26 protein-coding genes are annotated in these 24,426 nt (G+C 60.5%); 10 read left to right on the top strand and 16 right to left on the bottom strand.

Annotation, left to right across the window (positions count from 1 at the left end; genetic code table 11):
* Positions 1 to 60 precede the first annotated feature (60 nt).
* Positions 61 to 777 carry a 3'-5' exonuclease gene (locus V5N47_RS14775; protein WP_338728610.1) on the top strand — a complete coding sequence of 239 codons (717 nt, stop codon included), beginning with the start codon at positions 61 to 63 and terminating at the stop codon, positions 775 to 777.
* Here V5N47_RS14775 and fen read toward each other — a convergent pair whose 3' ends face one another.
* Positions 778 to 1,758, bottom strand: coding sequence for a flap endonuclease-1 (gene fen, locus V5N47_RS14780; RefSeq protein WP_338728611.1), 981 nt, complete (start codon positions 1,756 to 1,758; stop codon positions 778 to 780).
* Between the two features lie 89 nt (positions 1,759 to 1,847).
* Here fen and V5N47_RS14785 point away from each other — a divergent pair, with 89 nt between their 5' ends.
* A complete protein-coding gene (locus tag V5N47_RS14785) occupies positions 1,848 to 2,042 on the top strand; it encodes a cold shock domain-containing protein (protein ID WP_332898979.1) in 195 nt (64 codons plus the stop codon).
* Positions 2,043 to 2,058: 16 nt separating this feature from the next.
* Here V5N47_RS14785 and V5N47_RS14790 read toward each other — a convergent pair whose 3' ends face one another.
* Positions 2,059 to 2,571 carry a GNAT family N-acetyltransferase gene (locus V5N47_RS14790; RefSeq protein WP_338728613.1) on the bottom strand — a complete coding sequence of 171 codons (513 nt, stop codon included), beginning with the start codon at positions 2,569 to 2,571 and terminating at the stop codon, positions 2,059 to 2,061.
* Between the two features lie 37 nt (positions 2,572 to 2,608).
* Complete coding sequence (locus V5N47_RS14795; RefSeq protein WP_338728614.1) at positions 2,609 to 3,850, bottom strand: hypothetical protein; 1,242 nt, start codon at positions 3,848 to 3,850, stop codon at positions 2,609 to 2,611.
* Positions 3,851 to 3,947: 97 nt separating this feature from the next.
* Between V5N47_RS14795 and V5N47_RS14800 the strand changes: the two genes are divergently transcribed.
* Both V5N47_RS14800 and V5N47_RS14805 read left to right on the top strand, forming a co-directional pair.
* Complete coding sequence (locus V5N47_RS14800; protein ID WP_338728615.1) at positions 3,948 to 4,550, top strand: class I SAM-dependent methyltransferase; 603 nt, start codon at positions 3,948 to 3,950, stop codon at positions 4,548 to 4,550.
* A 9-nt stretch (positions 4,551 to 4,559) separates the two neighbouring features.
* On the top strand, positions 4,560 to 4,946 hold the full coding sequence (locus V5N47_RS14805) for a DUF3054 domain-containing protein (RefSeq protein ID WP_338728616.1): 387 nt from the start codon (positions 4,560 to 4,562) through the stop codon (positions 4,944 to 4,946).
* On the opposite strand, the gene V5N47_RS14810 is transcribed toward V5N47_RS14805, so the two are convergent.
* A complete protein-coding gene (locus V5N47_RS14810) occupies positions 4,934 to 6,181 on the bottom strand; it encodes an MFS transporter (protein WP_338728617.1) in 1,248 nt (415 codons plus the stop codon). The two genes, V5N47_RS14805 and V5N47_RS14810, sit on opposite strands and share 13 nt — an antisense overlap.
* Before the next feature lie 428 nt (positions 6,182 to 6,609).
* Here V5N47_RS14810 and V5N47_RS14815 point away from each other — a divergent pair, with 428 nt between their 5' ends.
* Positions 6,610 to 6,834: a hypothetical protein gene (locus V5N47_RS14815; protein ID WP_338728619.1), complete on the top strand. Its 225-nt coding sequence runs from the start codon at positions 6,610 to 6,612 to the stop codon at positions 6,832 to 6,834.
* A 97-nt stretch (positions 6,835 to 6,931) separates the two neighbouring features.
* Complete coding sequence (locus V5N47_RS14820) at positions 6,932 to 7,942, top strand: ornithine cyclodeaminase family protein (RefSeq protein ID WP_338728620.1); 1,011 nt, start codon at positions 6,932 to 6,934, stop codon at positions 7,940 to 7,942.
* On the opposite strand, the gene V5N47_RS14825 is transcribed toward V5N47_RS14820, so the two are convergent.
* The 4 genes from V5N47_RS14825 to V5N47_RS14840 all read right to left on the bottom strand — a co-directional run bounded on the left by V5N47_RS14825 (position 7,943) and on the right by V5N47_RS14840 (position 10,653).
* Positions 7,943 to 8,953, bottom strand: coding sequence for a presenilin family intramembrane aspartyl protease PSH (locus V5N47_RS14825; RefSeq protein ID WP_338728621.1), 1,011 nt, complete (start codon positions 8,951 to 8,953; stop codon positions 7,943 to 7,945).
* A 36-nt stretch (positions 8,954 to 8,989) separates the two neighbouring features.
* On the bottom strand, positions 8,990 to 9,211 hold the full coding sequence (locus tag V5N47_RS14830) for a Gar1/Naf1 family protein (RefSeq protein ID WP_338728622.1): 222 nt from the start codon (positions 9,209 to 9,211) through the stop codon (positions 8,990 to 8,992).
* The gene (gene srp19 / locus V5N47_RS14835) at positions 9,208 to 9,486 is read right to left on the bottom strand and encodes a signal recognition particle subunit SRP19 (RefSeq protein ID WP_338728623.1); all 279 of its coding nucleotides are present in this window, start codon (positions 9,484 to 9,486) and stop codon (positions 9,208 to 9,210) included. Before srp19 ends, V5N47_RS14830 begins: the two co-directional genes overlap by 4 nt.
* Positions 9,487 to 9,555: 69 nt before the next feature.
* Complete coding sequence (locus V5N47_RS14840; RefSeq protein ID WP_338728624.1) at positions 9,556 to 10,653, bottom strand: PGF-CTERM-anchored ABC transporter substrate-binding protein; 1,098 nt, start codon at positions 10,651 to 10,653, stop codon at positions 9,556 to 9,558.
* A gap of 61 nt (positions 10,654 to 10,714) precedes the next feature.
* On the opposite strand from V5N47_RS14840, the gene btuC reads away from it, so the two are divergent.
* From btuC to V5N47_RS14855, 3 genes are all read left to right on the top strand, one after another.
* A complete protein-coding gene (gene btuC, locus V5N47_RS14845; RefSeq protein WP_338728625.1) occupies positions 10,715 to 11,824 on the top strand; it encodes a vitamin B12 ABC transporter permease BtuC in 1,110 nt (369 codons plus the stop codon).
* Positions 11,821 to 13,068, top strand: a complete 1,248-nt coding sequence (locus V5N47_RS14850) for a heme ABC transporter ATP-binding protein (RefSeq protein WP_338728627.1) — start codon at positions 11,821 to 11,823, stop codon at positions 13,066 to 13,068. The genes btuC and V5N47_RS14850 overlap by 4 nt, the downstream gene beginning before the upstream one ends.
* A gap of 238 nt (positions 13,069 to 13,306) precedes the next feature.
* Positions 13,307 to 14,008 (top strand): CAP domain-containing protein, encoded by a 702-nt coding sequence (locus V5N47_RS14855; protein ID WP_338728628.1) that lies wholly within the window; start codon positions 13,307 to 13,309, stop codon positions 14,006 to 14,008.
* Positions 14,009 to 14,019: 11 nt separating this feature from the next.
* On the opposite strand, the gene V5N47_RS14860 is transcribed toward V5N47_RS14855, so the two are convergent.
* From V5N47_RS14860 to V5N47_RS14885, 6 genes are all read right to left on the bottom strand, one after another.
* Positions 14,020 to 14,418 (bottom strand): hypothetical protein, encoded by a 399-nt coding sequence (locus tag V5N47_RS14860; RefSeq protein ID WP_338728630.1) that lies wholly within the window; start codon positions 14,416 to 14,418, stop codon positions 14,020 to 14,022.
* Positions 14,419 to 14,461: 43 nt separating this feature from the next.
* Positions 14,462 to 14,800, bottom strand: coding sequence for an AzlD domain-containing protein (locus V5N47_RS14865; RefSeq protein WP_338728631.1), 339 nt, complete (start codon positions 14,798 to 14,800; stop codon positions 14,462 to 14,464).
* Positions 14,801 to 15,481, bottom strand: coding sequence for an AzlC family ABC transporter permease (locus tag V5N47_RS14870; protein ID WP_338728632.1), 681 nt, complete (start codon positions 15,479 to 15,481; stop codon positions 14,801 to 14,803).
* Between the two features lie 48 nt (positions 15,482 to 15,529).
* Positions 15,530 to 16,618 (bottom strand): SDR family oxidoreductase, encoded by a 1,089-nt coding sequence (locus V5N47_RS14875; RefSeq protein ID WP_338728634.1) that lies wholly within the window; start codon positions 16,616 to 16,618, stop codon positions 15,530 to 15,532.
* A gap of 4 nt (positions 16,619 to 16,622) precedes the next feature.
* Entirely contained in the window at positions 16,623 to 18,197 is a 1,575-nt protein-coding gene (locus V5N47_RS14880) for a succinic semialdehyde dehydrogenase (RefSeq protein ID WP_338728636.1), read from the bottom strand.
* Positions 18,198 to 18,259: 62 nt separating this feature from the next.
* Positions 18,260 to 19,081, bottom strand: a complete 822-nt coding sequence (locus V5N47_RS14885) for a M48 family metalloprotease (RefSeq protein ID WP_338728638.1) — start codon at positions 19,079 to 19,081, stop codon at positions 18,260 to 18,262.
* 129 nt (positions 19,082 to 19,210) lie between these two features.
* Between V5N47_RS14885 and V5N47_RS14890 the strand changes: the two genes are divergently transcribed.
* Positions 19,211 to 20,248: a sodium:calcium antiporter gene (locus tag V5N47_RS14890; protein ID WP_338728640.1), complete on the top strand. Its 1,038-nt coding sequence runs from the start codon at positions 19,211 to 19,213 to the stop codon at positions 20,246 to 20,248.
* A gap of 144 nt (positions 20,249 to 20,392) precedes the next feature.
* Here V5N47_RS14890 and acnA read toward each other — a convergent pair whose 3' ends face one another.
* Together acnA and V5N47_RS14900 are read right to left on the bottom strand one after the other, a co-directional pair.
* The gene (gene acnA, locus V5N47_RS14895) at positions 20,393 to 23,173 is read right to left on the bottom strand and encodes an aconitate hydratase AcnA (RefSeq protein ID WP_338728641.1); all 2,781 of its coding nucleotides are present in this window, start codon (positions 23,171 to 23,173) and stop codon (positions 20,393 to 20,395) included.
* Positions 23,174 to 23,230: 57 nt separating this feature from the next.
* Positions 23,231 to 24,361 carry an MFS transporter gene (locus V5N47_RS14900; RefSeq protein ID WP_338728642.1) on the bottom strand — a complete coding sequence of 377 codons (1,131 nt, stop codon included), beginning with the start codon at positions 24,359 to 24,361 and terminating at the stop codon, positions 23,231 to 23,233.
* Between the last annotated feature and the right edge of the window lie 65 nt (positions 24,362 to 24,426).

Raw genomic sequence — 24,426 nt, forward strand, 5'->3', positions numbered from 1 at the left:
GTAACTATCCAAGACTATCACTAGCAAAAAACATATGCGAAATCAAGTAATAATTACAATATGATTGGTAGTGAACCGCCTGTTGTGACCATCGACATCGAAACCACGTCACCGACTCTCGACTCGGGAGAGCGTCCGAACTTTCAGAACCCTCGAGATTTCGAGATTTTTACAATCAACGTGGGAGCCATCGAGTCAGACGGGTCACAATCGACGGCGGTGTTCTTGCGCGAGGATTCGAGTCCAGAGAGCGAATTGGCCGTCATCGAGTCGGCAGTCGAATGGTGTCATGAGAAAGACCCGGACGTCGTGTACAGCTACAACGGCGAGTCGTTCGACTTTATCCACCTCGCCGGGCGACCCGCACTCGCCGCACAGGAAGCGCACGTCGAAGATACCGTCTCCCCGCTCGTCACGCAGTTTCTCCAAGGAACCCAGAGCATCGACCTGAAAAAACCCATCTGGACGAAGTTCGGTGCGGCGCTTTCGTTCGAGGACGCAGTCTCTCGGGCGACTGGCCAGCCCGTGGCGAGAACGGTGTGGCAGGAGTTCGACCACGGTATCCCACTTGCAAAGGAGCGCGCAGAAGCAGGCCTCAATCCGTCACCGCCGGACCTCCAACCGTCCGACATCCCAATTCTTGGTGAGTACTATCTCACCTACTGCGACGCGGGCAAAACCGCCACTACGGCGTTCACGGAACTAGAACGGATGCTCACGCGCTACGGGAACAACGACGTGGCCGCCCAGTTCGAACTCGCACACGCGGTCGCGTAATTACGTCCACCGGTCGAGCCCCGTTTGGACCACTGACGCTTCGATGCGCTCGAATCCACGGGCGACCTCGTCTGCTGGAATCTCCCACGTTTCGGTGACATACTTCTTAGCGGCGGCTAAGTCGGGTGAGATGTCCGTGTCAAATTCGTAGTCGTCGGTCACGTCGGGTTCAAGAAACAGCCCACGGATGATGTCTGCGTGTTCGATGTACTCGTCTTTGGCTTCGAGCACGGCCCAGAGGTCGCCGTGTTCTTTCACTAACTTGACGGCGGTTTTCGGGCCAATTCCCGAGATTCCCTCGTTGAAGTCGGTGCCCATGAGGATGCCTATGTCCACTAACTGCTCCCACGTGATGTCGTGTTTTTCGAGCGTAGCCTCCAACTTCATCAACTCGGGGTCGCCCTTGCTCGTGAGTTGCCGGAGCGTGTACGGCGCGCCGAGCAACAGCGTGTCGTAGTCCTCGCTTCCCACATACTCCACGTCGCCCTTTCGCGCCATGTAGGCAGCCTGCGCTTCGCCCTCTGCGGGCGCTTCGATGACTGGCACGTCAAGCAACTCGAACAGCTCCCGCGTCGTCTGATGGATGGTGTCGGTGAGCCGAATCGTGCGGGCTTCTTGGCGGGCGGCCTCGATGGCGTCGCCGCGTTCGCGCGCTTCTTCGGCGGCTTTCTCGGCCTTTTGCTTCTGCTCGCGTCGGGCTTCGATTTCGGCGTCTTTGAAATCCGTGACCGCGCCGTCGAACACCATCACGGGCGTTAGGTCGTTTTCGAAGAATTTGGGAAGGCCCTGTATCACGCCAATCAGATTTGCGACCGCTGCGCCCTCACTCGTGGTGTACACCTCGTCGCGCGTCCACTTGACCGTGGTCGTGAGGTAGCGATACAGCCAGTTGTGCGCATCCACGGCCACGACGGAACCCGATACCTTCTCGAACGGGATGTCCTCGATGACCGCGAGCTGGCGGAGGTCTGCGTTTCCCATACCGCTCTATTCGGCGCAGTGTGTTTGAATCCCCCGACTGGCGGTGGTTATTTATCGTCAGAGAGGCAATAGAAAGGCGGAGCTTTCGAATGGCTACAGGCAAAGTGACCTTCTTCCACGACCGGAAGGGGTACGGATTTATCGAGACCGACGATTACGACGACGATGTGTTCTTCCACATGGAAGACATCGGCGGCCCCGACTTAGAAGAGGGTCAGGAGCTTGAATTCGACGTGGTCGAGACGGACAACGGTCCTCGCGCACAGAACGTAAAGCGGTTGTAACGAACGACGATTTTCCTTATTTCGGCGGCTGAGCCGTGGCTTTGCGTGACAGAAACGCCTGCTCTTCATCCGACAGCCCCTCGCGGCTTCGATACTCGTCGAGTCCTGCTTGATACCGCGTCTGCGAGCGGTTCCCGGGGTGTGCACACACGAGTTCTGCAATCCCGGTTTGCTCACCCGTGTAGCCAAACCCGGCTTTCCAGACGGCTTCGTAGGCAAACGGGTTGTTGACGGCGATTTTCACGGTATCGTAGCCTCGCTCGTGGGCAGTTTCGGTCACGAACGAGACGAGCGACGCGCCGATTCCTTCACCGCGGCGGTCTCCTTTGACGGTCACATAGCGAAGCCACAGCGCCGTTTCGTCGGTGCGGTCTTCGTTGAACGCGATTGCGCCAACAATCTCTTCACCCTCGCGGGCAACGGCCTTTCCGGTGTTCGACATGACGAACTTTCCAGCATACGAAAACTGGCGATAATCGAGTCTGAGTGTCGGGCCATCGGGCGGCCAGCCGAGAACCGCGTACTCCATAGGAAAAACTCGTGGTTGATGGCGAAGTAGCCTTCGACTAGCAGTTTTCGCCCGGCTCAACTTCGTTGGTCCACGCCGCGGGGCTGAGTATGGTGTCGTTTAAGTCGCGGAGCGTGCGCGTCTCACCGAACGTCACGGTTCCGCCGTCGCGGGTGAGTGTCACGGAGGTGTGTGAGTACTGCACCAGCCCGGACGCTGAGACGACGAGGATTGCTCGATACTCTTCGAGCGTCGTCTCAGCGCCAATCGAAAGCGTCTCTTTCGGGTCGGTGGTTGCGTACACCGTTGCGTCCATTCCGTAGTAGCGGATGGTCTCGACCTGCCGGAAGTCGAGTTCGGTGATGAGGTAGCTGAGGCGGTTTGCGTCTGCAACTGACGGCACGTCAACCGGCACACGCAGGGAGTCGTCTTGGTACGGTTCACAGACCTTTCCGGTTAGGTAGCTCGTCGGTTTTTCGGGGTACACGGTCGTCGCGTTGTACGCCGTCCACGAGTCCGTCGTCACGCGGCGGTCGAAGTGGCGCGTCGTACTGCCCGCGTTCGTCACGCGGTCTGCCCAGTGCAGGTGAGACACGTCGCGGCTCTCGTCGATTTCGATGGTCTCCTCTGCGTGGAAGACACGCTCTTCGAGTTCGTTCTCAGACCAATACCGGCCGAAGCTGGTCACGCTTTCTAAGTCTGCGAGGGTCGCTTCGTGAGCCGAGACGAGGCGATTCGCACTGAGCGATGCGAGCGGGCTGTTCGTGATTTCTGCGTCGGTGTAGGTCGGCCCTTCGAATCGGCCAAGCGGCTCTGGTTCCGGCGTCTGCTGTGCTGTGCTGTCCTGCGTCGGTGCCGCGGTCGTGGTCGCTGTCGTCGTGGTCGGTTCGGTCGTCGAACTGCTCTCTGTTGGCGTGCTACTCCCACCGGAACTCTCGCCACCAGACGGCGCCGGTTGTGTATCAGACTGCGTGGTAGTTGCTGTCGTAGTGACAGGTGTCTGCGTTGTCGGCGTCTGGGTAGGCGTCTGTGTCGTTGCGGTTGGAGTCGATACCGTCGTCGTCGCCTCTGGAGGCTGCGTCGTTTCGGCCGTCGCTATCGTCGTGGTCGGCTGTTCGGTTGTGGCCGTCTTGTCCGGTGTTGCCGTCGCTGTCGTCGTTTCAGTCGCATTTTGTGCGGCCGTCTCGGTCGGCGGCGCTCCCGTGGTCTCGGGGGTGAGCTGTTGGTTCGTCTGACTTATCGCACCACAGCCTGCGAGAGAGACGAGGAGAGCAAGAAAAAGAGGGAGGGCTCGTTGCATACTCCGACATGTTTCGTGATTATCTTAAGACTTGTCATGCTTTGAGTAACAACCTGACTGGGGTGAATCTAAAACGTGTCGGGCACAACACACCCGTATGGGACACGGCCGCGACGTCACGTTGTTCGACCGGTTTGCTAGTGCGTACGAACGGGCGATGCCCGCCGCAGATCGTGCCACGCTCGAAGTGGGACTGTCTCTCGCCACTCGGCCTGTAGAGCGCATCCTCGACGTTGGTGGCGGGACCGGACGGGCCGCCCGGGCGCTCACAGCCACAGAGCGCATCGTTGTTGACGCCGCCCGTGGCATGCTCGCAGAGGCGCGCACACACGGCCTCGACGTGGCACAGGGCGATGCAACGCGCTTACCGGTCGCTACAGACAGCGTCGATGCGGTCGTCATCGTGGACGCGCTTCATCATATGCCAACTCACCGGACGGTCATCCGCGAAGCCGCGCGCGTCGTGCGCCCCGGCGGCGTGGTCGTCATTCGTGAGTTTAACCCCGAGACGCTCCGTGGAGCGGCACTCGTCGCACTCGAACGCCTCGTCGGGTTTGATTCGACGTTCGACACGCCACACGAACTCGCGGGACTGGTGAAAGCCGCCGGTCTCGAACCCCACGTCCCCGAGAGGGGCTTTGGCTACACTGTCGTCGGCGTGGCGACCGAAAACGAGACGCACATTATAGAGGAGCAATGAGCACTAGCCATGAGTGACACCGCCTCCGCCCGTGTCGCTGTAACGCCGCGTACCGCTCTGCTCGCGCTCGGTGATGTGACGCTCATCGCGCTGTTCGTTTTCCTCGGTCAACAAGAGCACGGCACGCAGGGCCTCCTTATGACCGCCGCGCCGTTCATCATCGGCTGGCTCCTCGTCGCGCCCCTCGCTGGCCTCTACGACGGCAGCCGCCGTGACCTCAAATCCACAATCGGTCGAACCGCCGGTGCGTGGGTTGGCGCGGCGCTCATCGGGCAGGCGCTTCGTGCGACAGAAGTGTTCCCCGGCGGCTTCGCCATCGCCTTCGTCATCGTCTCGATTCTCGTCGGCCTCGTTCTCCTCGTCCCGTTCCGGACGGTCGTGGCCTACACGTCCTGAGACCGTCGGATGAGGACGAAGCCGAGGGTTGAGCCAATCGCACCGAACCCTGCGAGTACGGTGAACAACACCATTGGCGAGAAGTAGGTCAGAAGCGTCCCCGCGATAACACCGCCAATCGCGCCCACGCCGAAGACGAACAGGTAGGTGTAGCCATACGAAAGCCCGCGCGCCGCGGCGGGTGTGTATTCTGCGATGCTTGCTTGATAGATTGGTTGGACGAGAAACAGCGTAAAGCCGAGGGCAACCCCGATGAGCAGGAACGGGATGACGCCCGCGCTCGCGGCGGGGACGATGAGCAACGCGATGAGTGCGAGCGCTCCGAATCCGAACATGATGCCGTATTCGACGGGGAAGCGGTCGGTGAGCTTGCCGCCCGTGTACTGGCCGATGACCCCGACCATCAAGAGCCCCGAGTAGACGTAGCGACTCAGCTCGTCACGCGCGATGTCGAAGGTGAATCCGGCGAGGGTGACAGTCGCCCCGTCGAAGCCGAGAAATTCCGTGATGAGCGCGGGGAGAAACGTAAGCGAGCCACGATAATACAGCCCGGACATCATGGCAACCGTGAGAACGAGCGCGAAGCCGCCGACGAACAGCGCACGCGACTCTGAGACGAACTCGGCGAGAGAAGAGATGGGTTCGCTGTCTGCATTTTCGCCACCGTCTGCGGAAACCGCGGCACGTTCATCGACGTTCACGCGCGCGGCATAGAGTGCGGCGATGCCAGCAGGAATCGCAAGCAGGCCAACAACGATGCGCCAGTCGTAGACGAGCAAGAGCAGCGAGGTGATGAGCGGGCCGAGAGCAATGCCGAGGTTGCCCGCCATGCCGTGGTACGCAAAGGCACTGCCACGTTCGGTGACACCACGACTGATGAGCGCGAGCCCCGAGGGGTGATACACGCTCGCGGCGATACCCCAGACCAAGAGGGCAGCGGCGACGACGAGCAGGTTCGGCGCAAGGCCGAGGAGCAAGAAGGAACCGCCCATCCCGAGCAGGCACGCGGTGATGAGGGGGCCAGAACCGAATCGATCGACGAGGACGCCGCTCGGAAGCGCGCCGAGACCAAACAGGGCGAAGCCAGCGGAGACGACGAGGCTGATGGTTGCCTCGTTCACGCCGAACTCGACCATCCAGATGAGCAACAGGATGGGGACCGAGAGTTCGTAGGTGTGGACCATCGCGTGGGCGACCATCACGAGCCCAACGATAGACCGGTCGTTATGGTTCACTGAACGGGCAATTGCTTGCCGAGGCTGAAAAGTCGTCGGTATCGGCAGATGATAGGTTGTGCCGGGCGACACCGGCATACCCATCTGTATTGTGCGAGCTGACAGTAACAGCGAGGTACGCTGTGTTGTGTGGATGTACTCGCTCATTGTGCTATGTTCCCACACAACAAGACGCTATTCTATCGACCAATTTTCGCCGTCAACTTTCAGACACATATTTATTCTGTCTTAACCAGTCGGTGTTTCAACTATCACGAATGTTCTGTATCGAGGTTCCGGGATTCGGTTTTCAAGCTCCCGGACCTTTCCATAAGTTATAGAAATCATTTTAAAATCCTACTAGAACAGTATAGAGTACCTTCTCCGAATAATACCACCCACTTATGGGAAACACTTATCCCTCTGATTCCCCTTGTTACTAACAGATTATGACGGGTTATTACGACATTATCCTTGGTCTCATCCCTGTATCTCTCGGGGGAATCACCGCATTGCTCACACTGGCCGGCATTGAACTCACCACCGCAGTTTCAATCGCCGCACTCGTGAGTGTCGCCCTCATCGGACACGGTCTGTTCGTAAACGGGCCCGTCGATACACCAACACCACAGACGACCACCGAACGACCGCCGAAAATCGGCTCTGCAGACTAACACTCGTCACCCTCTCTGCTCTCTTTCCCTTTCCGGTCTTTTCTGTCACACTTTCTGCTGTCACCACACCTAAGACACAGAGTCCCTAATCCCCGCTATGCCTCATGAGAGCGGCGCAGTCAGATTTCTCCCGAGCGATGCACTGAGCGGTCTCGCAACACCCGAAGAGTACGTCACGGCCGTCCGCGAGGGCTACCGCGAGCGCGGCAACGGTGCGCCCGCGGAGCCACGAACGAGCCTCTTTAACGACTCCCCACCAGGCAAACTCACGAGCTACCTCACCATCCTCCCCGAGATGGGCGCGATGGGCGGCTACATGTACGCCGCCGGATTCGGCAACCGCGACGCCCAGTTCGTCCTCCCGCTGTTTGACGTCGAAAGCGGTGCGATGAAAGCCCTGCTTGACGGCGCGAGCATCAACCCATTCAAAACCGGTGCAGTCGGGGCGGTTGGCGTCGATGCGCTCGCCCGCGAAGATGCAAAAACCGTTGCACTCATCGGCAGCGGCGCACAGGCTCGCGGCCAGCTCAAAGCCACCGCACTCGTCCGCGACCTCGAGTCGGTGTACGTCTACTCGCCCACGAAAGAAAACCGCGAAGCGTTCGCCGCCGAGTTCAACGAACGGCTCGACGCCACCGTCGCCGCCGTCGCCTCAAGCGCGGCCGCCGTCGAGGACGCAGACATCGTCATCACCGCCACGAAGGCCAACGAACCCGTCTTCGACGGCGACCTTCTCTCGCCGGGGACGCACATCACCGCGATGGGCCAGTACCACCCGAAAAAGCGCGAACTCGACGCGACGACCATCCAGCGCGCGAAGTACGTCCCCGACCTCCGTGCACGGGCACTCTCTGACGCTGGGTCGTTCTTGCTCGCCATGGAAGAAGGCGCGGTCACCGAAGACGACATCTACGCCGAACTCGGAGAGGTCGTTGCCGGACAGGTTCCCGGCCGCGAATCCGAGGAGGACATCACCGTCTTCGACAGCGGCGGTACAGCCATCGAAACCGTCGCGGCGGCGCAGATGCTCTACGAGAAAGCTGTTGAGCAAAACTTGGGTGACAAAATGGAGTTTTCGCCTGCGAGTCAGGCGTTGACCGGCGAATAATCAGAGATACGACGCCAGTCCGACCGCCTGCACCAGCGAAATCCCGCTGACGAGCGCTCCGAGCAAGTAGCCGCCGATTGCGCCACCGTTGAGAAGGGGAAGCCCGGCGTGCGGGCGACCTTTCATCACCATGAACATCAACACAAGGAGCCCGAGCAGCGTCCCGATGAGCGACGTGAGCGCGGGGAGATTCAGCGTCAGCACGCCGAGGTCGAACATCGGCGCGGGAGCGAACACGGCCGCACTTGCGACCATTACGGTGGGCATAACGGCGTCGCCGAGGCCGATAAAGAAGGCGTCCCGAGAGCCATCGTCTTCTGCTGGTTCTTCGCGCTCTTCTGCGTCAGCTTCCACGCCGTCCTCCTCATCCTCGGTCACTCCGTCGCCCGCACCCTCCGCGAGAAACGAATACGAGAGCGTGAGCGGGATGATGAGGATGACGGGGACTTTGATGTCCATCACGCCCTCTGCGAGCGTGAGCATGTGTTCGGTGCCGTAGACGCTGATGGCGTCGTAGATGGCGAGTGCAGAGAGCAACACGATTGCGGGCAGGAGGCCGAAGCTGATTCCAAAGAGTCCAGCCGCGCCTGCGCCCATCACGATGCCGACCGCGTCGATGACGTACCACTCGGGGTGAGCAAGCAGGAGAATCCCGAGCAGGCCTGCGGCGACGAACGGGAGGACGTTCACCACGCTGCCGCCAATCGTCATGGTCACGACGGGTGGGATGAGAATGGTGAAGACATAGAGCGAGACGAGCGAACTCGAAAACACGATGAGGCCGCGAATCACCCACGTCAAGTCGAGTTTAAAGGCGAGCAACATGACGCCGGTGGCGACGAGAATGGCGGCGAGATAGACGAGACTGTTCGTCGGGTCGTCGGGGTTCTCGACCGCCTGATAGCCAGCCGAGTCGAACGGTTGGACGAGCGCGAGCGCGCCCACCTGCACGAGCAGAAAGATGCCGACTGTCGCGGCGGTTGCGAGATACATCCGCGAACGGTGTTCCATACCGAACCGTTGTGAGCCGCCGCCTTTTCCGTTTCGCTACCGGGCGTAGAGTTTCACGCCGATGAGCGTCGCCGGGCGACGGTCAGAAGAGATGGCGACGTAGGGCTTTGAAACCGGGCCGAACACATCGACGATGCGGCCGACTTCGTCCAGATTCTCGTCTACAACGGCCGTGCCGATGTTCGGATGCTCCTCGCCGGGCAATCGCACGATTGCGAGGCCCTGTGCGACTCGAGAGACCTCACCGACGCGCTTCATTCGCGCAGGACTCCGACGTAGACGGCGACGGCTTGGACGAGGTCGCTCTTTCCGGCGTCGTCTGCGTTCTTCACGAGGACGCGACCGCGTTCTTCGAACTCCCGAGAGTAGGCTTTGTTCCGTTCGATGACTGCGTCGTAACCGACTTGTTGGACGGCCTTCGCAATCTCCTCGACCGTGGGGTCTGTGACGGCGAGGTCTTCTGGGACGCGTCGCCCTTTGCTTCGCGTGAGTTCCGCATCGAGATAGGCGGGCCAGATGACGTTCTCGACCATACACTTCAGTCAGCGGTCACGGATTAAACGCCTTCTGTTGTCGAAAAGCCTGCGAGAAGGGGGCGAAAATTAGGTTCGACGCAGAGCGACCAGCGCGGCGCAAACGAGCGCGAGGAGCGCGGCAGTGCTGCCGAAGCCCGGGCCGTCAGTGCTGGTCGTTGTTGCTTGTTCCGTCGTGTCGTCGGTCATTTCTGTCTGCTCTGCAGTCGTTTCCGTCTCGGTGATGTTCGCAGCCTCGTAGGCTTCGGGGTGGAACGCTTTGGCCATCTGCGTGAGCGGATTCACGATGCGCGGGGCGGGTTGGTTGAGTTCGTTCGCTTCGAGGACAACGATGTTACCTTCTTTCACGGCCGTCGTATTGGTGTACGGTTCTTGCTCTGGAATCCGGGGCTCTGGAACGCCCGTGTCCACGACGATGAACTCGGGGTCGTACTCCGCGACGATTTCGTCTGAAATCTGTGCGTAGCCCGAAATACCCGCCTCGGCTGCGACGTTCTGGCCGCCTGCTCGCTCGATGAGCGAGTGGATGAACGTGCCGTTCCCGGCCGTAAATCCGCCGGTCAGGTAGAGCACGCGCGGTCTGTCTTCGCCGTCCGTGGCCTGTTCGATGGTGTCGACCTGTGCTTTCATCGTGTCAACGCGCTCCTGTGCGCCGTCACAGGCACCGACGAGGGTGCCGGTCAGGAGCGTCTTTTCGTACACAGATTCGATTGAGGACGCGGACTCAAACTTGTAGACGGTGAGGCCAGCCTCACGGAGTTTGCTCACGGTGTCGTCGGGGACGATGTTCGGCGCGAGCACGAGGTCAGGGTCTAAGGCGACGACCTTCTCTACGTTCACGGTGAACTGGTCTTCGGCCACGATGTTTTCGCGAGACTCAGCGCCTTCGAGGCCGCTTGTGTAGGAGTTCACAGGCATTCCCGTGACCTTCTCTTCGGCCCCAATTTCCCACATTGTCTGAGCTGCACTCGGTTGGAGCGCAACGACCGATTCGACTTCCGCGTCTACGGTGACTTCGGTTCCCGTCGCATCTGTCGCGCTGAATGGGAAGCGACAGGAGTCCTGTGTCATCGCGTGCGCAGTACCCGGTGTCGCGGCCATCGCGGGGCCGACCCCGGCGAGAAGTACCACGAAGACGGCGAAAATTCGCATGAGATTTTTGTGCATCGTACTTCTCCCTCGCCGGTTATACAATAAGTATTTATCTAACGCAAGCACGCTTTCAAACATGCGTCAGGAGCTTCGTCTTTCCGCGTGGGTCTCAGGGCTACTGGTGGCGCTTTTCTGTGTCATTCTCGTGAGCGCCGCCATGGGTCCGGTACAGATCGACCCGCTCGTCGTGGCGAAGATTCTCCTCCAACACACGCTCGTCGTTCCAACTGGTTTCTCGATGCACATGGGGGCTGTTTCGCTCCCACTCACCAATGCGGGCCTTCCGTGGATAGAGTTCGACCTCGCAACACGGCCGCTCGTCACATTTGCGGTCCCCGAAACGAGCGAAACCATCGTGTTCAAACTCCGCCTGCCGCGCATCCTGCTCGGGGCAATCGTCGGCGTCGCCCTCGCTACCGCAGGGACGGTGATGCAGGGCTTTTTCCGCAATCCAATGGCCGACCCCTCGATTGTCGGCGTCTCCTCGGGTGCGGCGCTCGGCGCGGTTCTTACCATCGCCTTCCCGCTCACGATTCCCTTCGGTCTCCAGCTCTCGGCGTTCGTCGGCGCGCTCGTCACCGCCTTTGGCGTCTACATCCTCGCCACCGAAAACGGTCGGACGCCCGTCGCCACACTCTTACTCGCGGGCGTCGCCGTCCAGACGTTCCTCGGCGCGGTCATCTCCTATGCCCTGCTCCAGAGCGGTGACGGTCTCAGAGAAGCCGTGTTCTGGCTCATGGGCCACCTGCATTCGAGCACGTGGGAGAGCGTCACGACGACCCTGCCGTTCGTCATCGTCGGCGTCGGGATTCTGTTCGCCTACACGAGTGACCTGAACATCCTGCTCATGGGCGAGGAGGACGCCCACTCACTCGGCGTCGAAGTCGAGCGCACGAAACGCATCCTCCTCGCAGTTGCGAGCATTGTCACCGCGGCCGCCGTCGCCGTCTCTGGTGTCATCGGGTTCGTCGGCCTCATCGTCCCCCACGTCATGCGCCTGCTCGTCGGTCCCGACCACCGCATCCTGTTGCCGACGAGCGCCATCGCCGGTGCCGTGTTCCTCGTGGCGACCGACACGGTGGCGAGGGCAGGTGCCGCAGAGCTTCCGGTTGGCATCGTGACCGCCGCACTGGGTGCTCCCTTTTTCCTCTATCTCCTTCGCCGCCGGGAGGTTCATCGACTATGATTTCGCTCGACGACATCTCCGTCTCCTACGGCGATGTTTCGGTACTCGATTCGATTTCGGCCGCCGTCGAGGAAGGCGCATTTGTCGGCCTCATCGGTCCAAACGGCGCGGGGAAAACCACGCTGCTACGGGTGCTGAACGGCGCTATCGAAGCGGACGCAGGGACCGTTACCATCGACGGCCAATCGATTCACGAACTCTCCGCAAAGTCCGTCAGCCAACTGGTGGCGACGGTTCCACAGGACACCTCTGTTGCGTTTCCATTCCCCGTCCGCGAAGTGGTTGCGATGGGGCGAAACCCATACAAAACACGCTTCGACCGGCGAACCGAAGACGACGCAACGGCCGTTTCCCGCGCCCTCTCTCGAACCCAGACCACCGAGTTTGCAGACCGAACCGTGGATGAACTCTCGGGAGGTGAGCGACAGCGCGTCATCCTCGCCCGTGCACTCGCCCAAGAAACTCCAGTTCTCTTGTTAGACGAGCCAACTGCGAGCCTCGACATCAACCATCAGGTGCGAACGCTCGAACTCGTCTCGGGATTGGTCGAAGAGGGAAAAACGGCCGTCGCGGCGATTCACGACCTCAACCTCGCCGCCCACTACTGTGACGAACTGCTGTTGCTCAGCGACGGACAGGTGCTTGCCGCGGGACCCCCAGAGGACGTGCTCACCGAAGACGCCCTCGCCACCGCGTTCGACACCCGTGCTGTCGTTGCTCGCCATCCCGTAACCCACTCCGTGTATGTCACGGCACTCCCCGAAATGACCACCGAGCAGGACGCTCACGTCCACGTTATTGGTGGCGGGGGAACGAGTTCTCGCCTCCAGTATCTCCTCGCGGCGGCGGGCTACAGGGTGACCGTTGGCGTTCTCAACGAGGGTGACTCAGACCTCGAAACCGCCCGGTTGCTAGGCCTCGAAGCGGTTGTCGAAGAACCCTTTGCACCCCTCGGTGACGAAACGGTCGCTGCCGCACGAACTCACGTTCGCGAAGCCGATGTGACCGTCCTCGCAGACGTGGAAATCGGGATTGGGAACCAAGCGAATCTCGAACTCGCTGCCGAAGCCGAGCGCTTGCTGATCGTCGAAGAGCGGCCGTTTGAGGCCCGAAACTACGCAGGTAACGAGGCGGTCATGACCTACCGCGACTGTTGCGCGCAGGGACGCGTTGTCAGCCCGGGTGACGTGTTGCAGGCCGTAGACACTCTCACTGCGACGACGTTGCCCAGTTCCGACGCTTAACTCCGTCTTATCAAAATTTTTAGCTTTATGGGGTTCAGCCACACCTGTGACGGGTAATTTGACTGAGTGTAGAGAGTGGCGTGAACCTGTCTGAAAACGTTTCTTGTCAGTTGATTCGGCTGCTATGTTCGAGTGCTGGTGGCCACTTTTGAGAACCGTTTCATTATATCCAATAAAATAGTCATTTTACCCTGACCGTCCGATAGGTTAATCTATCTATTCTTCGTATATATCGACAATGGTAAACAAGGCCGTTATCATCATACTGGCGGTTGTCGTGTTTACCTCCCTCGCGGTTGGAGGGTTGCTGGGGATGCAACTTGCGAAGAATCAGGGCGACGATGTTGACATTGGGGGAGACAACACGCAGACACAAACGGGTGACACAGAACAAACACAACAGGCCACCGAAACGCCTGCAGAAACCCAAACCACGGCAGTGCCGGAGACCGATCCCGACTCGTTTAACGAGACGAAGGTCGCAGTGCTCGTCTACGAGGGAATCAACGCAGAGCGGGCAGACCAATCGAGTAGCGAGCTTCGCTTCGAAGACGAGTTAACCGAGATGGCGCTGTACCACAGCACCGACATGGCGACCGACGGCTACTACGCCCACGAGTCACCGAGCGGTGAAACGGTCGAAGACCGCTACCGCAAATACGAACTCTACGAGCGGTGTAAAATCTTAGACGACTCGAAGGGGTACTACCACCGGGGGGCAGAAAGTATCGGGAAAACCACTGCTGGTTCTTACTACACGGTAAACGGCGAACAGCGCATCAACCCGGATGAACAGGCTGTCGCCACCGCAATCGTAAACCGGTGGATGAACACCACGACGGACGCAGAGTACATCGGCCTCGATAACGCTCGCTCGGTTGGCGTTGGCGTGCGCATCACCGCAGACGGCACCGTGTACGCGACCGCCGCCTACTGCTGAGACGCACTTTTTTATTGCGCACGGTGCGCCAGATGCGCTACACCAGCACCGACGACGCCTATAGGAAGCGAGAAAGCAATCACACCAATACCGAGTTGGATGACCGGAAGCCCCCCACCGAGCGAGAGGATGAACACGCCGAGGAGTCCACAAAGGAGGTAGCCAGCGACAGTTCGCCACCCAACGGTGAGTGGGGCTGTTTCTCCACTCCACAACCCATACACGAACGCGAGTACCGGCCCTGAGAGGAGAATTACGGCGACCGCAACGAGTCTGAATATCGAACCGAGAAACTGTCCAAGTAAGAGGGTTCCGAGCAGGCCAACGGCGCCAAGGCCAGCCCCGACGAGGCCGAAGCCAGCGACAATCCAGTTCGGCTCAGGCCCAACTGATATCGGTTCGTCTGCCATTGTCCGTGGCTACTGAGGTGAGTGGTTTAGCTGTTGTGACAGGTTAGAGCACGAACGTGAGCGTCCAGAGCACGCCCATCCCGGTTACAATCGTCGCCACCATATTTTCGGTGCGCCACGCGACCGCCCCAGCTACGATGCCCGCGAGCAGCTTCTCGTTGCCGAGGGTGAGCGCGAGCGATTCATCGACGAGGACGAAACTCGGGAGGACAAGCGCGGCGAGTACTGCCGCTGGAACGAACGACAGCGCGCGCTCTGCACGCGGTGGAAGGTCATCGAGCTGTCCAAACAGTTGGATGAACGACAGGCGGATGAAGAATGTGCCAACGCCTGCGGCGATGATGATGACCCAGAGCAACAACGGATCGATTGTCGTCGGCATTTAGTTTCCCCCCTCTGCGACGATGAGTCCGGCTGCGATGCCACAGAGCGAGCCAATGAGCAAGCCGAGGTTAAATGGAAGTCCTGCACCAACAACGGCAATCACACCACCGCCGACGCCCGCTGCAATCGACGGGCGGTCTTTCATCGCGGTGATGGACAACGTGAGGAAAATGAGCGGGACGGTGAAGCCAAGATTCCACTCAGCGGGGATGCTCGTCCCGACGACGATGCCCACGATGGTGGCGATTTGCCAGACAATCCAGAGGGTGATGGCCACCCCGAAGTAGTACCAGTGTTTCTTGACCTCACTTTGTTCGAACTTGATAATCGAGACCGCAAACGCCTGGTCTGTGAGGATGTACGAGAGCAACACCTTCCATCGTTCGTTTAACTTCTGGAAGTGCGGTGCAAGCGAGGCACTGTACATCATCATCCGGAGATTGATGATGAGGACGGTGAGAACGATAACCAGCGCCGGTGCGTCTTGGCCAATGAGTTCGATGGCGGCGAGTTGCGACGCGCCCGCGAAGATGATGACGGACATGCCAACCGTGTGCACTGCCGGAATCCCGGCGCTGACGGCGGCGACGCCCGCGATAAGCCCAAACGGGATGACGCCGAGCATGAGTGGGATGCAATCGATGACCCCCGTTCGAAAACTGTCACGTGCAGCAGACATGTAAAAACGTCTTCGACAGCCGAGGTTAACGCTTGTTGTATGAGCAGTTTAGACCATCGCGTCCCAGCCCAATTTGGGATGTTTCTGCATGAACGAGACGAGCGCTGGGGCGTAGGTCACGAGCGGTGGGCACTCGATGCCGGAGCCGTGTAAATCCCGCACCGTATTCGGGCAGATGTAGCTTGCTGGGTGGTCGAAGTAATCAATCACCGCCGGGTGAATTTTGAACAAATCATACACGCCCGGCACGTAGTCAAGCGCATTTTGCACTACGACTTTCGGCATGGGAATCTGGAGCAGGCTCCGATCTGTCGCCGTCTCGAACGCTGAGAGCACCTCGGCCGCCGTTGGAGGGTCTGGGTCACAGAGCTGATACACGGTGTCTTTCGATTCTTCCAGCTGACTCAAGTGCGCAATCGCCTCCGCAACAAAGTCGCGAGGGACGAGGTTCACCTCCGCCCGACCGGTGTTGCCAACGACGGGGAGGACGACGCGCTTTCGCCTCCGGAGCATCCACTGCAGGAGGTAGTACGGCCCGTCGAACTTCTGCGTACCGCCCGTGTCGCTGTCGCCGACGACGATGGCAGGCCGGTAGATGGTCGTCGCCAGTCCCCGACGCATCGCTTGCTGGACGGCCACTTCCGCCTCGAACTTCGATTCCTCGTACTGATTGTTGAACGATTGGCCCACGTCGAGGTCGGTTTCCTCGAAAATACCTTCGTGGCGACCGCTCACGTAACACGTCGAGACATAGTGGAACCGGTCTGCGTCCGCCGCCTGTGCGAACGAAAGGACATTTTTCGTCCCGGCTACGTTCACTGCCCATGCGACCTCACGCGAGACGCCGAGGTCGTAGACGGCGGCGAGGTGGAACACTTCATCGACCGATTCATGAAGGGCCTCGACGTCGTCCAGCCCGAGATTCTCGTCGGTGATGTCGCCCGAGACGAGCGACACGCGTTCGGGACTCGTTTCTGCCCACGCCGCCACGACTGGCAGGCGACGCGCTGCCTTTTTCCAGAATTTCGGCTGGACGAGGCAGGTGACAGTGGTCTCTTCGTCAGTTTCTGCGAGCAATCGTTCGAGCACCGCAGTTCCGAGAAAACCGGGAAAGCCCGTAAAGAAAATGTGGGTCATTAGCTCACCGAAGCCCCGGAATGCGCCGCATGAGTTTCAGAATCGCGCTCATTCCTTTCGCGTAGAGGCGCGTTGGAACCCGACGCGGCGGCGCAATCGGGTGGATGCGTTGTTCTGCAACTGTCTGGGTTTGGGTGTATTTGAGGAAGCCTTCGTCGCCGTGTCGTCGTCCCAGTCCCGACTGCTTCATCCCGCCCATCGGCGCATCTACAGAGCTCCACGCGGCGGTGTACGGGTCGTTCAGGTTGACTGTGCCACACTCGATGTTACGCGCAACTTCCCGGCCGCGTGCTGTATCCTCAGTCCAGACAGCTGCGTTCAATCCGTAGTCGGAATCGTTTGCCAGCTCGATTGCCTCCTCGTCGCTGCGAAACGACCGAAGCGTGACGACCGGCCCGAACGTCTCTTCTTGGGCGACGAGCATCTCGTCGGTGACGCCTTCGAGGATGGTCGGTTCGTAGAAATACGGCCCGAGGTCGGGGCGATGACGCCCACCGGTGAGGAGCCTCGCGCCCTTCTCGACCGCATCATCGACGTGCGTTCGCACTTTCGACAACTGCTTTTTGCCCATCAGCGACCCGACCTCTGCGTCGTGGTCGTAACCCGCCGCAAGGTGGAGGCCGCGCGTTCTGTTCACGAGTTCGTCGCGGAACTGCTCGTAGACGCCAGATTGGATGTAGAGGCGCTCGAAGGAGAGACAGAGTTGTCCGGCGTTGGTGAAACAGCCGCGAATCGCCCCGTCTACTGCCCATTTCATGTCGGCGTCGTCGAAGACGACCATCGGATTCTTGCCGCCGAGTTCGAGCGACGACGGAACGAGATTGCGTCCTGCCTGCTCTGCAACCTTGCGGCCCGTCTCGGTACTCCCGGTGAACTGGACGAAATCTACTGAATCGATGAGGGGCGGCCCGAGTTCCTTTCCCGAACCGGTCACGACCTGAACCACGTTCGGCGGGACGCCCGCCTCGCGGAGCAGTTTCACGGCGAGAAGCGCAGTAAAGGGCGTTTCTTCGGCTGGTTTGAGAACCACTGCGTTCCCGGCGAGGAGCGCAGGAATCGCGTCAGAAACCGCGAGCGTCAGCGGATAGTTCCACGGCGAGATAACGCCTACGACGCCGACCGGGTGGCGATACTGGTGGGCTTTCGTGAGCACCGGAAAGCCGCCTTTTCGCTTCTCGTCTGCGAGATAGCTTTCTGCGCGGTTGGCGTAGTGGCGGGCGTTGTTCGCCACGTCGAGTACCTCCTCTACGGCGTCGCGGCGGGCTTTCCCGCTTTCGAGTTGCATCATGTCGAGCAATTCGTCTTGGCGCGAGAGCACCATGTCGTGATAGCGGGTGAGGATGGTCACCCGCTCGCTCACCTCGCGGGCGGCCCACTCTTCTTGTGCGTTCCGAGCGCGTGAGACGGCGAGTTCCACGTCCTCGGCTGTGCAGTCGGGAACCGACCCGATTTCCTCATCCGAGTAGGGCGCGTGGACGGGCCGCGTTTTTCGGTCGTCGGCCGAACGCGTAACCGTCAGCACGAGGTCTTCGAGCTGGGCGGAGTCGGTTCGCGGGGGCCAAATGGTCGAAGCAGTCACTACACTGCACTACTCCTTCCCGGTGGAAAAACGTTAGCGCGGAGACAGGCCGCGAAAAATTGTTACTGTCGAAGCCGCTGAATCCGCTTTTCGATTGGCGGGTGCGTCGCAAACAGCGACGCGAACAGGCCCTTCTGGACGCCGAAGATGCACATCGCGCTCACACTGTCGTCAATTCTCGTCTCCTCAACTTGGTTGTTGACGTGCCCGAGTTTCGCAAGCGCACTGGCAAGCGCCTCTGGATTCCCGGTGTAGTAGGCTGCGTCCTCGTCTGCGGCGTACTCTCGCACTCGCGAGATGACGAGTACGAATATCATGACGAGCATGTTGGCGATGATGCTCGCAATCCACGCGAGAACCCAGCCGAAAATGCCGTCTGCGACCTGGCGCACGAGGAAGTAGACGCCCCAACCGATGAGCATCGCGACGGACTGCCCGAGCACCATCGTCACCACGTCACGGTTCATGATGTGCGCGAGTTCGTGGGCGATGACGCCCTCCAGTTCGTCGTCGTCGAGCAGCTGCATGAGTTCGGTGCTGATGACGACAGTGCCGCTGCCTTTCCGGCCCACCGCGAAGGCGTTTGGCGACCCCATCTGGGCGTACATGAGTCGGGGCTTCGGGATGTCCATATCGTCGCTCAGGCGCTCAGTCGTGCGGTGGATGTCCGCAAAGCGGTCTTCTGGGAGGTCTTTTGCACCGACGCTGCGCACCGCGAGCCACTTGCCGAGTTTGTACTGGCCGGCGACGAGCAGCAAACTGAGCACCGCGACGAGGGCAATCGACCCCGTCATGCTCCACGCAATCGTCGCAATCACCATGTAGAAGGCGAACAGGATGGTTCCCGCAACCGCCATTCGAACTTTGAGCCCCAAATGTCTCATTCTATGAAGTGTCTCCCTTGTCCTACTTATATATTCCATGTGACTGTCGTATTTTGGCGATTGGGTTCGCCCTCGGACCGACAGATACACCGGTGGTTTCATTCTGCCACTGTTGAATAGTCTGAACGAATGGTTCTCGACTTAGTGCCTCCGGACGCCCCGGGCATCGCCACCGTCGCAATCCTCGCGGGAACCGTCGTCACCTGGTTCGGGAGCCAGTGGTTCGAAGAATCAGCCGAGCGACTTTCAGCGTACTACGGGCTTCCTGCCGTCGTGCAAGGCTCCGTCGTCGTTGCAGTGGGTTCAAGTTTTCCGGAACTCGCCAGCGTGGTCTTCACTGCGCTCTCCGGCGTGTTCGACATGGGGGTCGGGGCCATCGTCGGGTCTGCAATCTTCAACATTCTCGTCATCCCGGCCGCATCGAACATCCTCTCCGACCAGGACCTCGAAGCCGGTCGCGCGATTGTCTACAAAGAGGCGCTGTTTTACATGGTTGCCGTGGCTGTGTTCGTGTTGACACTGGCACTCGCCGTAATCTACGAACCGGTTCCAACCGCCGGTGCGTTGGTCGGAGAACTCACACGGCTCCTCGCCCTGATTCCGCTGTTGCTGTATGGATTGTATCTGTTCATTCAGTGGCAAGACGTTTCAGACTACGACTCCGGAGTCGAACGCGAGGGAATCGCTGTCCGTCACGAGTGGCGACGATTACTCCTCGGCCTCCTGGTCATCCTCATCGCCGTTGAACTGCTCGTTAGCGGAATCGAATCGGCTGGCCAGACGTTCGGCGTCCCCGACTTCCTCGCTGGCGTGACCATCCTCGCGGCGGCAACCAGCCTGCCAGACCTCCTCGTGAGTGTTCGCTCAGCGCAGGCCGGGCGGGGTGTAACCAGCCTCGGAAACGTCTTTGGGTCAAACACGTTCGACCTGCTCGTCGCCATCCCAATTGGGGTGCTCATCGTTGGCACTGTCAGTATTGATTTTGCGGTCGCAGTACCGATGATTGCAGTACTGACCGTCGTGACCGTGATACTGTTCACCTTCCTGCGAACAGACCTCTCGCTCTCTAGTCTCGAAGCGTACATCCTCCTCGTCTTTTATCTGCTGTTCGTGGGGTGGATATTTGCAGAAACCGTTGGACTCACACAGCTACTCGGTAGCGCTTGACACCGGCTAAAGAGCGCGCACGCAGAACCATCGCAAAATGGATCTGCAAACCGAAGTGCCGTCGGCCGCGGCGTGAACGCCGACACGGCGGCCCTCATGCGGGAAGCCGTGGCGCTTACCGCGAGGCGAGCGTCACTAACCGCTTCAGTTCTGCGTGAGCAGGCGGCGGAGCACGAGATGCAGGATGCCGCCGTTTTCGACGTACTTGACCGCGGCAGGCGTGCCGACCTGTGCGGTGACGGGGAACTCAAGAGTCGAACCGTCGGCGCGCTCTGCGGTGACGGTGAGTTCGTCTTTCACCTCGAGGCCGTCGTCGAGGCCGCTGATGGTGAATACTTCGTCGCCGTCTAAGCCGAGGCTGTCCCAGCCGTCGCCGTCGTGGAACTGCAGCGGCAGGACGCCCATGCCGACGAGGTTGTCGCGGTAGATACGCTCGTAGCTCTCTGCGATGGTCGCGCGGATACCGAGCAGGTCAGTCCCCTTGGCGGCCCAGTCACGCGAGGAACCCGTCCCGAACTCGACGCCGGCCATGACGATGAGTGGCGTGTCGTCCTCGCGGTAGCGCCCGCTCGCGTCGAACACGGTGGTCTCGTCGTTCGTCGGATGGTGGATGGTGTAGCCGCCCTCAACGTCGTCCAGCATCTCGTTTTCGATGCGGACGTTCGCGAACGTCCCGCGCATCATGACTTCGTGGTTCCCCCGGCGGGAGCCGTAGGTGTTGAAGTCAACCGGTTCGACGCCTTGGTCGATGAGCCACTGACCAGCCGGGAGGTTCGAACTGAACGGCCCGGCCGGGCTGATGTGGTCTGTCGTCACGGTGTCGCCGAGGAGCATGAGACAGCGCGCGTCTGCGATGTCTTGGACGCCCGGCTTTTCGAGCGGGAAGTCCTTGAAGAACGGCGGTTCGCGGATGTACGTCGAGGTGCTGTCCCAGTCGTACACGTCGCCGGTCGGGGCTTCGAGCGCTTCCCAGCGTTCGTCGCCCTTGAATACGTCTGCGTACTTCTCTTTAAACATCTCCGGGGCGACGCTCTCTTGGATGGCCGTCTGAATCTCGTCGACGCCCGGCCAGAGGTCTGCGAGGTAGACTGGGTCGCCCTCGTCGTCCGTTCCGAGTGGGTCCGTCTCTAAGTCGATGTCCATCCGCCCTGCGAGGCCGTAGGCGACCACGAGCGGCGGGCTGGCGAGATAGTTCGCACGAACCTTCGGGTGGATGCGCGCTTCGAAGTTGCGGTTGCCAGAGAGCACCGAGGTCGTCCACAGATCGTGGGCGTCGATGGCGTTCTCGATTGGCTCAGGGAGCGGCCCGGCGTTCCCGATACACGTCGTACAGCCGTAGCCGACGACGTTGTAGCCGAGTTCTTCGAGGTACGGCAACAGGCCGGAGGCTTCGAGGTACGCCGTCACAACGCGGCTGCCGGGTGCGAGGCTCGTCTTCACGAACGACGGCACTTCGAGGCCGCGGTCGATGGCGTTCTTTGCGAGCAGTCCGGCGGCAATCATCACTGACGGATTCGAGGTGTTCGTACAACTCGTGATTGCGCTCACGACGACCGAGCCGTGGCCAATCTCCGTCTCCGTACCGTCTGGCATCGTGACCGGTACTTTCTTCGAGAGTTCACCCACGTCGGGCAAGTCTGCGGGTTTCGTGCGCGGCTCGTCGTCGAAGCCGCCCTCACCGAGCCAGCGAGCGAGTTGCTCTTCGTCGATTTCGTGGAGTTCGTCCTCAAACTCGCCGTGGACGAGTGCCCGAAAGTGACGCTTCATGTCCGGCAGCGAGACGCGGTCTTGCGGGCGCTTTGGGCCGGCGAGGCTTGGCGTAATCGCAGTGAGGTCGATTTCGACGACTTCCGTGTATTCGGGTTCCTGCTCGCCGTAGAGACCCTGCGCCTGCAGATACTCTTTGACGAGTTCGATGTGCTCTGGGTCGCGGCCCGTGAGTTCGAGGTAGTCGAGCGTCGCGTCGTCAACCGGGAAGACGCTGATGGTCGAGCCTTGTTCGGGGGCCATGTTCGAGATGGTCGCACGGTCTGCGACGGTGAGGTTCCCCACGCCAGGGCCGAAGAACTCGACGAAGCGGTCAACCACGCCGACCTCGCGGAGGTCTTCGGTGACGTGAAGCACGAGGTCCGTCGCGGTTGCGCCTTCTGGGAGCGCGCCCGTCAGGCGAACCCCGACGACTTCGGGGAGTTTCATGGTGATTGGCTGGCCGAGCATCGCGGCTTCGGCCTCGATGCCGCCGACACCCCAGCCGACGACGCCGATGCCGCCAATCATTGGGGTGTGGCTGTCGGTGCCGACGAGGGTGTCGGGCAGGAGCCAGTCGTCGCCGTCTTGCTCGCGGTCGTGGACGACCTGACCGAGGTACTCTAAATTAACTTGGTGGACAATCCCGGTTCCCGGTGGGACGACGCGGAAGCCGTCGAAGGCCTGCTGTGCCCACTTGAGCGCGCGATAGCGCTCTGCGTTACGCTCGTATTCGAGTTCGACGTTCTGTTCGTAGGCTTCCTCAGAGCCGTAGAAGTCGACCTGCACACTGTGGTCGATGACGAGGTCGATGGGGACGCTCGGCTCGACGAGTTTCGGGTCTTTGCCCTTTCGCTCGACCGCAGAGCGGAGTGCGGCGAGGTCCACGACGGCAGGGACGCCGGTCAGGTCTTGCAGAACGACGCGAGACGGCGTAAACGGCACTTCAACGTCCGGGACGTCTGGGGCCCACGACGCGGCGTTTCGCACGTCTTCTTCGGTAATCATGTCGCCGTCTACGTTACGGAGGACAGATTCGAGGAGGATTCGGATGCTAACGGGCAGGCGAGACGTGTCACAGATACCCTCGTCGTCAAGAACTGTGAGGTCTGCCATTTTGTAAGTAGTGCCATCGTGCTCAAACTCGCGAATGGCACCAAATGGGTTCGGTCCGTCCATGTGGGTTGTTACAGAGCCACGTGTATTCAATAGTGTCGGTGTGCACATTTCCGGACGCTATTTTTCGCCACCCCAGTAGAGCAGTCCTGCGGCGATGAGCAGGCAGACGGCGTAGCCGCCGAACGCCGCCGCGTAGCTCGCGTAGGTTGCGACGATGCCGACGTACGCCGGACCAAGCGCATTTGCGATGAGGAACAGCGCGCGCGCCGCCCCGAGGTTTGCGCCCAGTTCGCCCGCTCGCGCGCTGTCCATGATGATGGCGTCTGCGAGGGGAAACTGTGTCTTGTAGCCAAGCGCCAACAGCGCGACGCTCCCGACGACGACCGGCAGGGAGTTAGCGAAGATGAGCAGCGTCATCGCCCCCGCCGCGAGTAGGAGGCCCGCCATCGAAATTAGCCGACGGGGGAATCGGTCGCTGAGGCCGCCCGCGATTGGTTTGATTCCGATTCCGACGAGGAATACGATAGCGAACGTCGCACTTGCGAGCGAGATGGGGTAGCCCTTTGCGTTGGTGAGATAGGTTGGGAAGAAGCTGATGAAGCCGCCGACCATGAAGTAAAACAGCGAGAAGGCGACGAGCGTCACGCGCTGGTCAGGGCGCTCGACCAATTCAGAGAGCGTTCCGGTTACGTTGAGGCGTTTCTCGCCGACGGTGTACTCCTCTTTCGTCCACGACCAGTAGAGCACGCCGAGCACGGCGAGTCCGATCGCGATTGGGACGAACGGCGCACGCCACGTCGCGTACGTGAGCACGATGATGGCGATTCCCGACGCCAGCAAGCCGCCGAGGTCGGTGCCCGCCGCGTAGACGCCGAGCGCGCGCCCACGATTTGCGACGAACAGGTCTGAGACGAGCGCGCGAGAGGGCGTTGCGAACAACCCCTTCCCGAAGCCAATGAGAATCGAGGCGGCAAAAAACGCAAAAAGTCCACCGGCGAGGCCGAAAACGGTGAAACCGACGATGAGCAGCCCCAAACCGGGCAAAATGAGCGCCGTACGACTCCACGTGTCCGAATACGCTCCGCTCGGATACTGGGCAATGCCATAGACGCCCTGAAACAGCGCGAGCGCGACGCCCGCGGTCGCCTCTGACATGCTGAGGTCGACGAGAATTGCTGGGAGAAGCGGCGAAAGAAGGGTTCTGCCAAGCTGAAGTAACGCCCACCCAAGCGAGACAGTGAGGAGCATCCGACCTGCATATCCGCGAAAGAGGTGCTCGTCGGATGTCGATGATGACGACACGATACCTTATC

The organism is Haladaptatus sp. DJG-WS-42 (genome assembly GCF_037198285.1).
Taxonomy (GTDB): Archaea; Halobacteriota; Halobacteria; order Halobacteriales; family Halococcaceae; genus QDMS2.

Excerpts from the sequence above, each read along its gene's own strand:
- V5N47_RS14775 (WP_338728610.1), top strand. The coding sequence starts at position 61 with ATGATTGGTAGTGAACCGCCTGTTGTGACCATCGACATCGAAACCACG.
- fen (WP_338728611.1), bottom strand. The coding sequence starts at position 1,758 with ATGGGAAACGCAGACCTCCGCCAGCTCGCGGTCATCGAGGACATCCCG.
- V5N47_RS14785 (WP_332898979.1), top strand. The coding sequence starts at position 1,848 with ATGGCTACAGGCAAAGTGACCTTCTTCCACGACCGGAAGGGGTACGGA.
- V5N47_RS14790 (WP_338728613.1), bottom strand. The coding sequence starts at position 2,571 with ATGGAGTACGCGGTTCTCGGCTGGCCGCCCGATGGCCCGACACTCAGA.
- V5N47_RS14795 (WP_338728614.1), bottom strand. The coding sequence starts at position 3,850 with ATGCAACGAGCCCTCCCTCTTTTTCTTGCTCTCCTCGTCTCTCTCGCA.
- V5N47_RS14800 (WP_338728615.1), top strand. The coding sequence starts at position 3,948 with ATGGGACACGGCCGCGACGTCACGTTGTTCGACCGGTTTGCTAGTGCG.
- V5N47_RS14805 (WP_338728616.1), top strand. The coding sequence starts at position 4,560 with ATGAGTGACACCGCCTCCGCCCGTGTCGCTGTAACGCCGCGTACCGCT.
- V5N47_RS14815 (WP_338728619.1), top strand. The coding sequence starts at position 6,610 with ATGACGGGTTATTACGACATTATCCTTGGTCTCATCCCTGTATCTCTC.
- V5N47_RS14820 (WP_338728620.1), top strand. The coding sequence starts at position 6,932 with ATGCCTCATGAGAGCGGCGCAGTCAGATTTCTCCCGAGCGATGCACTG.
- V5N47_RS14825 (WP_338728621.1), bottom strand. The coding sequence starts at position 8,953 with ATGGAACACCGTTCGCGGATGTATCTCGCAACCGCCGCGACAGTCGGC.
- V5N47_RS14830 (WP_338728622.1), bottom strand. The coding sequence starts at position 9,211 with ATGAAGCGCGTCGGTGAGGTCTCTCGAGTCGCACAGGGCCTCGCAATC.
- srp19 (WP_338728623.1), bottom strand. The coding sequence starts at position 9,486 with ATGGTCGAGAACGTCATCTGGCCCGCCTATCTCGATGCGGAACTCACG.
- V5N47_RS14840 (WP_338728624.1), bottom strand. The coding sequence starts at position 10,653 with ATGCACAAAAATCTCATGCGAATTTTCGCCGTCTTCGTGGTACTTCTC.
- btuC (WP_338728625.1), top strand. The coding sequence starts at position 10,715 with ATGCGTCAGGAGCTTCGTCTTTCCGCGTGGGTCTCAGGGCTACTGGTG.
- V5N47_RS14850 (WP_338728627.1), top strand. The coding sequence starts at position 11,821 with ATGATTTCGCTCGACGACATCTCCGTCTCCTACGGCGATGTTTCGGTA.
- V5N47_RS14855 (WP_338728628.1), top strand. The coding sequence starts at position 13,307 with ATGGTAAACAAGGCCGTTATCATCATACTGGCGGTTGTCGTGTTTACC.
- V5N47_RS14860 (WP_338728630.1), bottom strand. The coding sequence starts at position 14,418 with ATGGCAGACGAACCGATATCAGTTGGGCCTGAGCCGAACTGGATTGTC.
- V5N47_RS14865 (WP_338728631.1), bottom strand. The coding sequence starts at position 14,800 with ATGCCGACGACAATCGATCCGTTGTTGCTCTGGGTCATCATCATCGCC.
- V5N47_RS14870 (WP_338728632.1), bottom strand. The coding sequence starts at position 15,481 with ATGTCTGCTGCACGTGACAGTTTTCGAACGGGGGTCATCGATTGCATC.
- V5N47_RS14875 (WP_338728634.1), bottom strand. The coding sequence starts at position 16,618 with ATGACCCACATTTTCTTTACGGGCTTTCCCGGTTTTCTCGGAACTGCG.
- V5N47_RS14885 (WP_338728638.1), bottom strand. The coding sequence starts at position 19,081 with ATGAGACATTTGGGGCTCAAAGTTCGAATGGCGGTTGCGGGAACCATC.
- V5N47_RS14890 (WP_338728640.1), top strand. The coding sequence starts at position 19,211 with ATGGTTCTCGACTTAGTGCCTCCGGACGCCCCGGGCATCGCCACCGTC.
- acnA (WP_338728641.1), bottom strand. The coding sequence starts at position 23,173 with ATGGACGGACCGAACCCATTTGGTGCCATTCGCGAGTTTGAGCACGAT.
- V5N47_RS14900 (WP_338728642.1), bottom strand. The coding sequence starts at position 24,361 with ATGCTCCTCACTGTCTCGCTTGGGTGGGCGTTACTTCAGCTTGGCAGA.